7 protein-coding genes are annotated in these 7,229 nt (G+C 61.3%); 3 read left to right on the forward strand and 4 right to left on the reverse strand.

Annotation, left to right across the window (positions count from 1 at the left end):
• Nucleotides 1-31: 31 nt before the first annotated feature.
• Both benB and benA read right to left on the reverse strand, forming a co-directional pair.
• Nucleotides 32-547 (reverse strand): benzoate 1,2-dioxygenase small subunit, encoded by a 516-nt coding sequence (gene benB / locus ABD283_RS10635; protein WP_344224980.1) that lies wholly within the window; start codon nucleotides 545-547, stop codon nucleotides 32-34.
• A 44-nt stretch (nucleotides 548-591) separates the two neighbouring features.
• The gene (gene benA / locus ABD283_RS10640; protein ID WP_016996195.1) at nucleotides 592-1,959 is read right to left on the reverse strand and encodes a benzoate 1,2-dioxygenase large subunit; all 1,368 of its coding nucleotides are present in this window, start codon (nucleotides 1,957-1,959) and stop codon (nucleotides 592-594) included.
• A gap of 352 nt (nucleotides 1,960-2,311) precedes the next feature.
• Between benA and catA the strand changes: the two genes are divergently transcribed.
• Entirely contained in the window at nucleotides 2,312-3,181 is an 870-nt protein-coding gene (gene catA / locus ABD283_RS10645; RefSeq protein ID WP_344224981.1) for a catechol 1,2-dioxygenase, read from the forward strand.
• 486 nt (nucleotides 3,182-3,667) lie between these two features.
• On the opposite strand, the gene ABD283_RS10650 is transcribed toward catA, so the two are convergent.
• Complete coding sequence (locus ABD283_RS10650) at nucleotides 3,668-4,153, reverse strand: MarR family winged helix-turn-helix transcriptional regulator (RefSeq protein WP_344224982.1); 486 nt, start codon at nucleotides 4,151-4,153, stop codon at nucleotides 3,668-3,670.
• Nucleotides 4,154-4,219: 66 nt separating this feature from the next.
• Nucleotides 4,220-4,921, reverse strand: a complete 702-nt coding sequence (locus tag ABD283_RS10655) for a hypothetical protein (RefSeq protein ID WP_344224983.1) — start codon at nucleotides 4,919-4,921, stop codon at nucleotides 4,220-4,222.
• Between the two features lie 166 nt (nucleotides 4,922-5,087).
• Here ABD283_RS10655 and ABD283_RS10660 point away from each other — a divergent pair, with 166 nt between their 5' ends.
• Together ABD283_RS10660 and ABD283_RS10665 are read left to right on the forward strand one after the other, a co-directional pair.
• A complete protein-coding gene (locus ABD283_RS10660) occupies nucleotides 5,088-6,167 on the forward strand; it encodes a glutathione S-transferase family protein (protein WP_344224985.1) in 1,080 nt (359 codons plus the stop codon).
• Nucleotides 6,168-6,206: 39 nt separating this feature from the next.
• Entirely contained in the window at nucleotides 6,207-7,052 is an 846-nt protein-coding gene (locus ABD283_RS10665; RefSeq protein WP_344224986.1) for an HpcH/HpaI aldolase/citrate lyase family protein, read from the forward strand.
• Nucleotides 7,053-7,229 lie beyond the last annotated feature (177 nt).

Below are 7,229 nucleotides of genomic sequence, written 5' to 3' on the forward strand. Positions count from 1 at the left end.
GGCACCGGACCGTCCGTCACAGCGAGTGGACTCAGATCATGTAGATGTCGACTACGTGGTGAATGTAGTCGTTCTTCAGGACAACCTTCTTGTCCATGATCTTGGGCTGCTCGCCGGCCATGTTGATCGTGTACAGGCTGTAACCGAAGTAGGTCTCGGTCACGTTGTAACGGAAGTAAAGGTTGAACCAGTTGAACCGGACCTTCACCTCGTCACCGTTCTGCTCCAGAATCTCGACATCCGTGATGTTGTGACCGGTGCGCGGTTCCGGCAGGGACGTGGCCGAGGAACGGTCCGTCTTGATGCGGAACACGCGGTCCTCGATGCCACCGCGGTTGTCGTAGTAGATCAGGGAGATCTCGCGCTGCGGATCCTCGGTGAGCTCGCCGGTGTCATCCCAGGCGGGCATCCAGTAGGAGGCGCTCGGGTCGTAGCACTCGATCCAGGCATCGAAGTCGCGGTCGTCCAGCAGACGAGCCTCGCGGTACAGGAAGGCCCGCACCTTTTCGATGGTGGACGTGCGTTCTTCGGTCAACGTTTCAGTCATGGTCTCGCAATCTTTCGTCGTGTCAGGGAATGGCCGGGCGTGGATCAGGCAGAAGCCGGATCGTTGTCCTGCTCTTCCGCAGCCTTTTCCATGACCTGCTTCCAGTAACCGTGCTGCACGGGGTACAGGCCCTCGTCCTCGGTGCGAACACCGGAGGCGATCACGCTGTCCATGCCCAGTGCCGAAGCCTGCTCGTCCGGACCGGAGATCTCGTGGGCAACGCCGCGAGTCATGTCGTTCCAGGGAGCGGCCGAGGCCAGGTAGGTCTTCTGGCAGGAGCGGAACTCCTCGAGGTCATCCGGAGTGGCCATGCCGGTCGCGTTGAAGAAGTCTTCGTACTGGCGGATGCGGTGCGCGCGGGCCTTGTCCGACTCACCCTTGGGGGCGATGCAGTAGATGGTGACCTCGGTCTTGTCCACGCTGATGGGACGCACGTGGCGGATCTGCGAGGAGAACTGGTCCATCAGGTACACGTTCGGGTACAGGCACAGGTTGCGGGAGATGTTGATCATGAAGTTGGCCATCTCTTCGCCGTACTTCTCAACGAGCTCGTCGCGGCGGTCCCACAACGGGCGGTCCTGCGGGTTGCCCCACTCTTGCCAGAGCAGCAGGTGGCCGTGCTCGAAGGAGTAGAAGCCGCCCTTGGCCTTGCCCCACTTGCCGGCGTCCATGGCCTTGGTGGTGTTGGTGGAGTCACCGGCGGTACGACGCGAGGTGGTTGCGGCGTAGTTCCAGTGGGTGGCGGTGACGTGGTAGCCGTCAGCGCCGTTCTCCATCTGGACCTTCCAGTTGCCGTCGTAGGTGTACGTGGACGAACCGCGCAGCACCTCCAGGCCCTCGGGGGACTGGTCGACGATGGAGTCGATCACCTTGGTGGCGTCACCCAGGTGCTCCTCCAGCGGCAGGACGTCGGGGTTGAGCGAACCGAACAGGAAGCCCTTGTAGTTCTCGAAGCGAGCAACCTTGGTGAGGTCGTGGGAGCCTTCCTTGTTGAAGTTCTCCGGGTAGCCCGCGTTGCGCGAGTCCTTGACCTTGAGCAGTTCGCCGGTGTTACGGAAGGTCCAGCCGTGGAACGGGCAGGTGAAGGTGGTGCGGTTGTCGGTCTTGCGACGGCACAGCATGGCACCGCGGTGTGCACATGCGTTGATGAGAGCGTTGAGCTTCTCTTCCTTGTCGCGAGTAATCACGATGGGCTGGCGACCGATGTAGGTCGTGAAGTAATCGCCCACGTTGGGGATCTGGGACTCGTGAGCGAGGTACACCCAGTTGCCTTCGAAGATGTGCTTGATCTCGAGTTCGAAGATCTCCGGGTCGGTGAAGATCTCACGGTTGGCCCGGATGATGCCCTGTTCGCGGTCGTCGACGAGCGCGTTTTCGAGTACCTGGTGAAGGTGGCTGAGGGTTTCGGTCATGACGTAACTCCTTGGACTTCGGTGCACCGGGTGGACCCGGCGCATCTTGTGGTGCGGGCGGTACTGCTTAAAACCCGCAGGTGAACCACAGGTTGCGTATGTCTCATTCTTCCCTCTAGTGACACCACTCACATCAGGGTAAACCCTAGGGTGAGGTCAGGGGGTATCTGATCGCCTTACATAATCAATAAGGCCTGATTACATATTTGTAAGATATGGATTCCGTTCGTAAGCTTGAGACAAGCGTCACGGTGTGTCACTCACCACAGGTTCGCGCACTTTTGCTACCGGTGGGTTCGCACATCACCCCCGGGGCGTACAGCTTTTCAATGATGAGAAAGTGGAGGTCACCATGACTGAAACCCGCAAGGAAAACGAAGGCACCGCAGTCGAGGCTGGCTCGCTCGCCACTGAGCGTTTCACTCAGTCCGGCAAGCTGGCCAAGCTCGATGTTCCCAAGGAGCGTGTCTCCCAGCTCGCAGGTGAGCTGATCCAGGCCGCCAACGACATCGTGGTCAAGCACGAGGTCACCTACGAGGAGTACAACGCTCTCAAGGCGTGGCTGATCAAGGTCGGCACCGACGGCGAGTGGCCTCTGTTCCTCGATGTGTGGCTCGAGCACACCGTGGAGGACGTCAACTCCAAGGAACGCCCCGGCACTGTCGGCACCATTGAGGGCCCCTACTACGTCCCCAACGCTCCCGAGATGTCCACTCCGGCAACTCTGGAAATGCGCGAAGGTGAAGAGGGTACCCCGCTGCTCTTCCACGGCAACTTCACCGACACCGAGGGCAACCCCATCAATGACGCACAGGTTGAGATCTGGCACGCAGACGCTGCCGGTTTCTACTCCCAGTACGCTCCTGGCCTGCCCGAGTGGCTCTTCCGCGGCACCGTCAAGGCAGACGAAAACGGCCACTTCGAGATCAACACCATGCAGCCAGCGCCCTACCAGATCCCGACCGACGGCGCTTGCGGCCAGTTGATCGGCGCAGCCGGTTGGCACGCATGGCGTCCGGCCCACATCCACATAAAGGTCTCCGCTCCCGGTTACCAGCTGGTTACCCAGCAGCTCTACTTCCCGGGCGACCCGCACAACGAGGATGACATTGCTTCGGCAGTGAAGCCCGAGCTGATGCTGGACGTGAAGGAGCGCCAGGACGGTCAGGGCAACCAGGTCGAGTACAACTATGTGCTGGCCAAGGAAAATGAGAGCAAGTAAGTAGCTCTCGGCCTGTAGCGATCATGCGTGATCGCTGAGTCTTCAAAAGCACCCCGATTCTCTGGAATCGGGGTGCTTTTCTCTGTTCCTACCGCGGTGTGTCGTGGGCGGGTTGAGACCTGGGATCAGCCAACACGGCGAGTCGCCCACGATTACTGCAACAATTGGGACTTCGTGTCAGGATTTCCTACTATTGAGTAGTCATAATTCATTATGTGAAGTCATGAGAATCACCGTGCTTGTTACTTGCATCTGGATGTAATTGATGCGTACAGTGACGATGTCAGTCGAAGAGGCCCGGGTGTATCCCCCCAAGTGCGCCCGGAAGTTCCCCCGATTGGCCGGCGTCCCGTATTTCCCCCGATCGGGATGTCCGACGGGTCCTGTCGATTCCCCCAAGCGACAGGACCCGTCCCCTGTTTAAGGGTGTATTCGCCCCACTCCTCGAGCGCCCATCGGAATGTTCGCGGGTTGCTGTCAGGGCTGTTAGACGAGGTTCATTTTCTCTAGCTGCGGGATTACTCGGCCCGCCACAGACACCAGAGTCTTCAGTTCGTCGCTGCTTAGCTGATCCATGAAAGCCTCGCGCACCATGGCCAGGTGCCAGGGGGCCGCTGCATTGATGACTTGGCGGCCGTGGTCGGTGATTTCCACGATGAGTCCGCGGGCGTCCTGAGTGCTCGGCTTGCGGCAGACCATGCCGCGCTTCTCCATACGGGACAGCATGTGTGACAGGCGGGAGCGTTCCCAGTCCAGGTGTCGCAGCAATTCGCGGGACGCCATGCTGCCGTCCTTCGACTCGGAGAGGGGGACCAGTACGTGGTACTCGGAACTGGACAGTTCGCTGTCGCGTTGGAGCTGCCGGTCGATGGCGCGCTCCATGCCTCGCGACAGCGCCAGGAAACTGCGCCAAGCGGCGTCCTCGTGCTCTGAGAGCCAGGGCACGGAATTCGCGGAGGAGGGCGTCTGCATGATGTGGAGAACTTTCTGTTCTGGGAGTTCTTGCCGGTTCCGGTGCGTGTGAAAAAGTAGCGCTTCTCAGTCGCGGGGGCCGCGTCTGATCCAATCCGAATCGTAGTAGCTGGGGCGGTCGTTACGGTCGCGCTGGCGTGCCCGCTCCGCATAATCGGTGGGCCGCAGGGGTGAGTCGTCGTCATCGTGGCGGGTCAACATTGCCATGGCCACCAGGCCGAATCCGAGCGCTGAACCCACCACCATGGTCATGCCGGCCACGATGAAGGCCAGGATGTAGTCGTCCACGAGATCCTCGGGTATCGAGCTACCCATGACGGGCTCCACCAGGAATGATCCGCCGATACCCAGCAGCCCGATGAGCAGTAGGGAGCCTGGAATCAACCACAGTTTGGATCGCCGGCGGATCGCCACGGCGTCCGGGTCGCGGAACAGGGGGATGATCTGGAACTGGACCATCACGTATCCCAGCACGCCCAGCAGGGCGAGGGTGGCTCCTACGATCCAGCCCTCGGAAAAACCGATGGCCATCAGTCCAAGGCCCACTAGCGCCCCCAGCAGGATGACGGTGAAGGATAGGCCGCGTCCCATGCGGCGCGCGGCCTTGGGGGATACGCCCGCCTGCTGGTCCGGTACGGCGGATGGTGCCGTGGGCGGTGCGGATGCGGTCGGGCTGTGCGATTCCGACCGGGGCACCCGCACGCCGTACTGCGGACGCTCCGTATTGTTCTCCCGGGAGTTCTCGGGCGGATTGTTCGTTGAGTTCATGAGGTTCACTCCGACAAATGAAGCGGCCGTTCGCCGCGTTCCACGCGGTATGTATGCAGCCACTGTAGTCCCGCTGGGCGCTGCCGATTACGGTGGTCTGAGTCATAGCAAGCTCGCATAATGATGACGTATCATCAAAATAAACCATTGATGTGAGGAGCGCACCGTGAGCGACGCAAAAAACCAGGAGAAGGATCAGTACTCGACTGCCGGGGCCTACGTCCATGCCGGCGAGGAATACACCCGCGACACCACCTACATCGAGGATCGGGTTGTCGCGGACCCGGAGACAGTGGAGCTCAGCGAGAGGGCCCAGGCGTGGCCCGTTGAAGCCGGCCGTTACCGCCTGGTGGCCGCGCGCGCATGTCCGTGGGCCAACCGGACCCTGATCGTGCGCCGACTGCTGGGCCTTGAGGACGCCATCTCCTTGGGACTGCCCGGGCCCACTCACGACGTTCGCTCGTGGAAGTTCGACCTGGACCCCGAGGGCAAGGACCCGGTGCTGGGCACTGAGCGTCTGCAGGAGAACTACTTCAAGCGCTTCCCCGACTACCCCCGGGGCATCACAGTGCCGGCCATCGTGGACATCCCCACCGGTGAGATCGTGACCAACAACTTCCCGCAGATCACCGAGGACTTCGCCAAGGAGTGGACCGAGTTCCACCGCGAGGGCGCCCCGGACCTGTGGCCCGCCGAGCTGGAGGACGAGATGCGCGAGGTCATGAAGCGCGTCTACACCGAGGTCAACAACGGTGTGTACCGTTGTGGATTCGCGGGCTCCCAGGAGGCGTACGAGAAGGCCTACGATCGACTCTGGGTGGCCATGGACTGGCTCGAGGAACGCCTGGCCGACAAGCGTTACCTGATGGGTGACCACATCACCGAGGCGGACGTCCGACTGTTCACCACCCTGGTCCGTTTCGACCCCGTGTACTACTCGCACTTCAAGTGCTCCCGTCAGAAACTGACCGAGCTGCCCAACCTGTGGGGCTATGCTCGCGATTTGTTCCAGACCCCGGGCTTCGGCGACACCGTGGACTTCCAGCAGATCAAGGAGCACTACTTCATCGTGCACGAGGACATCAACCCGTCCCAGATCGTTCCCGTGGGTCCGGATCTGAGCAATTGGATGTCGGAGCACGGTCGTGAAAAAATGGGTGGTTCCCCGTTCGCGGATGGTGCTACTGCGCCGGGTCCGGTGCGTTCCGGTGAAGAGGTTGATCCCGCGCACACGCCCCTGAGCTAGTCCCTGTCCATCAGAATTTCTTGAAGTAAAGGGAGAGTAGTGACTCCGTATCGTAATCAGCGCGCCGCAGACCTGCCCGCTCGGTTGTCGCGTTCATGGCTGTTGACCTCCGCGGCGGACACGTCGTTGTTCGCCCCGGCGTTGGCCTCGGAAGCGGATTCGGTGATCTTCGACATCGAAGATGCCGTGCCCGAAGAGGATAAGGACACGGCCCGCGCGAACATGATCCAGGCCATGCAGGATGGCGCGAGCGCGTGGGTGCGCGTCAACGACATCACCAGCCCACACTGGGAGAAGGATTTGGCTGCGCTGAGCGAGGTCAAGAACCTCCGCGGCATCGTGCTGGCTAAGACCGAGCACCCCGACCACATCACCAAGACGGCCATGATGAGTCGCGCGGGCACTCCCGTGGTGGCATTGATCGAATCCGCCGTGGGCCTCATGAACGCTTATGACATCGCCCGGGCTCCTGGCGTGTTCCGCTTGGCGTTCGGTGTGGGTGACTTCCGCAAGGACACGGGCGCTTCGGGTGATCCCATGGCACTCGCGTTCGCACGGTCTACGCTGGTCACCGCGTCTCGCGTGGGCGAGCTGCCCGGTCCGATCGACGGCCCCAGTAATGGCGCCACCGGTGATGAGCTCGAGGCCGCGTGCAAGGTCACGCAGTCCATGGGTATGACCGGCAAGCTCTCCCTGGATCCCGATCAGGCGGACTCCATCAACCACCTGCTGGCCCCCAGCGAGCAGGAGATCCGGTGGGCCCGCGAAATGATCGAGAAGGCCAACTCCGGTTACGCAGGTGCGGACGGTTCCTACCTCCCCCGATTGGCTCGCGCCAAGAAGGTTTCCGAACTGGCCGAGACCTACGGTCTCTGGAACAGCTAAGAGGTTCCGCCGATAGGCGTGGAACGGCTGTGGCATGAGACAGGCACGAGGCCTGGTAGACACGGATTTGTCGAGAATCATCATGTCTGTCAGGAGCACTCGTGCCTGCTGTTCCATCGTGCATCATCGAGCCCATCTGGGACCAGTTCCAGGTGTTGATCCCTGCTGTGGCGGACG

Origin of the sequence: Kocuria atrinae (assembly GCF_039531425.1) — a bacterium.
GTDB classification, from domain to species: Bacteria; Actinomycetota; Actinomycetes; order Actinomycetales; family Micrococcaceae; genus Kocuria; species Kocuria atrinae.

Coding starts and splice junctions, on each gene's coding strand:
- benB (WP_344224980.1), bottom strand. CDS start 547: ATGACTGAAACGTTGACCGAAGAACGCACGTCCACCATCGAAAAGGTG.
- benA (WP_016996195.1), bottom strand. CDS start 1,959: ATGACCGAAACCCTCAGCCACCTTCACCAGGTACTCGAAAACGCGCTC.
- catA (WP_344224981.1), top strand. CDS start 2,312: ATGACTGAAACCCGCAAGGAAAACGAAGGCACCGCAGTCGAGGCTGGC.
- ABD283_RS10650 (WP_344224982.1), bottom strand. CDS start 4,153: ATGCAGACGCCCTCCTCCGCGAATTCCGTGCCCTGGCTCTCAGAGCAC.
- ABD283_RS10655 (WP_344224983.1), bottom strand. CDS start 4,921: ATGAACTCAACGAACAATCCGCCCGAGAACTCCCGGGAGAACAATACG.